This is a genomic window from Paenibacillus ihuae (assembly GCF_001368795.1).
In the GTDB taxonomy this organism is placed as follows: Bacteria; Bacillota; Bacilli; order Paenibacillales; family Paenibacillaceae; genus Paenibacillus_AQ; species Paenibacillus_AQ ihuae.
Genome location: NZ_LN831198.1, coordinates 646820 through 649304, shown reverse-complemented (window position 1 = coordinate 649304; position 2485 = coordinate 646820). Strand labels below are relative to the sequence as shown.

Here is a 2485-nt window from a genome sequence, read left to right as displayed (position 1 = left end):
AAGCTGTGGGAGAACCATCGCCGCCAAGAAGCCGGGACTCGGTAATCCTTCTGCCTTCGATGATCATGTGGATGAATCCAAATGGGAGTCCTTCACGGTAACCTTCCAGGATTCCGTCTTCTTCGACCTGATGGAGAAATTCACCCGCAACCGTGCCGGTACTGGCGCACTGGTCACCTTCAAGGATTCCAGCTGGTTCATGTCGGTGGTGCTGGCCTTCCAGCCGCATTTCCGGGGGCAGCCGGAGCATGTCAAAGTGTTCTGGGGCTACGGGCTGTATCCGGACAACGTCGGTGATTTCGTCAAGAAAAGAATGTGCGACTGTACCGGGGAAGAAATTATGCAGGAGCTGATCGGCCATCTGCATTTCGATGCACACAAGGACGAAATTATGGCCACTGCCAACTGTATTCCCTGCATGATGCCATATATCACTTCCCAGTTCATGCCGCGGCTGAACAGCGACCGGCCGAAGGTTGTGCCTGAAGGCTCGACCAACCTCGCGTTCATCAGCCAGTTCTGCGAGATTCCGGACGATGTCGTATTCACCGAGGAATACTCCGTAAGAGCAGCGCGGATCGCCGTCTATACTCTGATGGGTGTTAACCGCCCGGTTGAACCGATCAACCAGTATCAATATGACGTGCGGACGCTTCTTTCGGGCCTGGTGACTTCTTTTAGATAGAAGGATGGCAGCATAGCCAAAAAGCCCGCTCTCCAGCAAATGGAGAACGGGCTTTCTTCAATTTGAGCCAGGCAGCTATCCGCAGATCAGATGCTGCAGGAGCCGTCATCGCAGCCCTCAGCATCTGGAGCCTGGGACTTGGGCTGTCCTACAACCTGCAATACCGGCGCCTTCTGCTCCTCTGCCCACACCGTGTCGAGTACCTCGGTGAATACCGGGCCGGGCTGGGCGCCGGATACAGCATATTTATTATTGAAGACGAAGAACGGCACGCCGGTGACGTTTAATTGCTGAGCCGCTGCGATATCCTGATTCACTTCATCTGCATAAGCGCCGTTTTCCAGCACCGCCGAAGCTTCCGCTGCATCGAGCCCCACCTCTGCGGCAAGAAGGGCCAGAACCTTGCGGTCCCCAATATTCACAGAATCGGTAAAGTACGCTTTAAGCAGACGTTCAGTCATTTCTTTGGCTTTGCCTTTGGTAGCTGCATAATGATTCAAGCGGTGAGCGTCAAAGGTATTGGTTGGCACCACTGTATCAAAGTTAAACTGCAGACCGACGCCACTGGCCTGATCCGCCAGCTGTGCATTCATTGCCTGCGCTTTGTCGCGGGTCATTCCATACTTGGAAGCCAGCATGTCATGGATATCTCTGGTTTCATCCGTCCGTGCAGACGGGTCCAGCTGGAAGCTGCGGAACACAACCTCCACCTTGTCACGATCTGCAAATTGGCTCAGCGCGTGCTCCAGCCGTCTTTTGCCGATGTAGCAGAAGGGGCAGGCATAGTCAGACCATACATCTATTCTCATTGTGATTTCCTCCTAATGGTCAGGTATCTTGAGTAAAGAGTTTACTTATGAGTGACATCAGATTCATTAACAAAAAATATGTCACTTACAATTATATAGTTAAAAACCGAAAATTACAAACACTATCTGCGGAAGTGTACTCATTGCCCTACGACAAAAAGGGCAGCCTGCTGCGTCAGTTGTCTGAACGAACAGTATGCCCTAATATGCAGTGCGTTTTGCACAGGGAGTAGATAGGATTAGAGCTGAACAGGCGGGCCCAGATCCGGAGGTGTAACAGCGGCCAGCTTTTCCGCTTCTGCCGGGTCCAGCCCCAGGCTCTCGTGCAGCAGTTTATACAATCTTGCCCCGATGATCTCCTCTGAATAGTCGGACCGGACAATCTCCTGGGCAGCTTCACCCATCTCCGCACATAACTGCGGATTGCCGAGCAGGGTTTCAATAGAAGAGGCCAGCCCGGCCGGATCAAGTCCATCAGTGAGCAGGCCGCTTAGTCCTTGCTTCACTAGTCCCCTTACCCCCATTACGTTAAATCCGACCGTTGGCAGCCCGCAGGCACCAGCCTCCAGAATGACCAGCGGCAGCCCCTCATAACGCGAGGGCAGAACGAACATCTCGGAGGCCGTATAATAGTTGGCCAGCACATGTTTGTCCCGGACTGTACCGAGAAGGATGAATGTATCCTGCAGACCTTTGTCGCGGATCAGCGCCTTCAGGCTCTGCTCATCCGGCCCGCCACCGGCGATCAGGATCTTAAGATCCGGGATATGCCGCAGCTTCTCTGCTGCCTGAACGAGTAACGAATGACCCTTCTGGTGCTCAAACAGCCGGCCCACAGTGATGATATAGCGGTTCTCCGGGTTCAAGCCCAGCGCTGCAAGGGCCCGCTGCTTATCCCGCCGGTAAAAAATCTCCGCGTTCACAAAATTCGGCAGGAGCCGGATCCGGTCCGCCATCGCCGGAAAATGATCCACCATGCTCTTCTGCTCAT

The 2485-nt window shown here is 53.8% G+C and carries 3 protein-coding genes; 1 reads left to right on the top strand and 2 read right to left on the bottom strand.

The window, feature by feature from the left end:
- Positions 1-685: oleate hydratase (locus AQR02_RS33435; RefSeq protein ID WP_245237061.1), on the top strand; the 685-nt coding region annotated here is incomplete at its 5' end.
- Positions 686-771: 86 nt separating this feature from the next.
- On the opposite strand, the gene AQR02_RS02955 is transcribed toward AQR02_RS33435, so the two are convergent.
- Together AQR02_RS02955 and AQR02_RS02950 are read right to left on the bottom strand one after the other, a co-directional pair.
- On the bottom strand, positions 772-1494 hold the full coding sequence (locus AQR02_RS02955) for a DsbA family oxidoreductase (RefSeq protein ID WP_054939322.1): 723 nt from the start codon (positions 1492-1494) through the stop codon (positions 772-774).
- A 239-nt stretch (positions 1495-1733) separates the two neighbouring features.
- On the bottom strand, positions 1734-2485 hold a 752-nt coding region (locus AQR02_RS02950), incomplete at its 5' end, for a glycosyltransferase family 4 protein (protein ID WP_159067674.1).

Bases quoted from the DNA above. Each gene is read 5' to 3' on its own strand.
- AQR02_RS02955 (WP_054939322.1), bottom strand. From the start codon at position 1,494: ATGAGAATAGATGTATGGTCTGACTATGCCTGCCCCTTCTGCTACATC.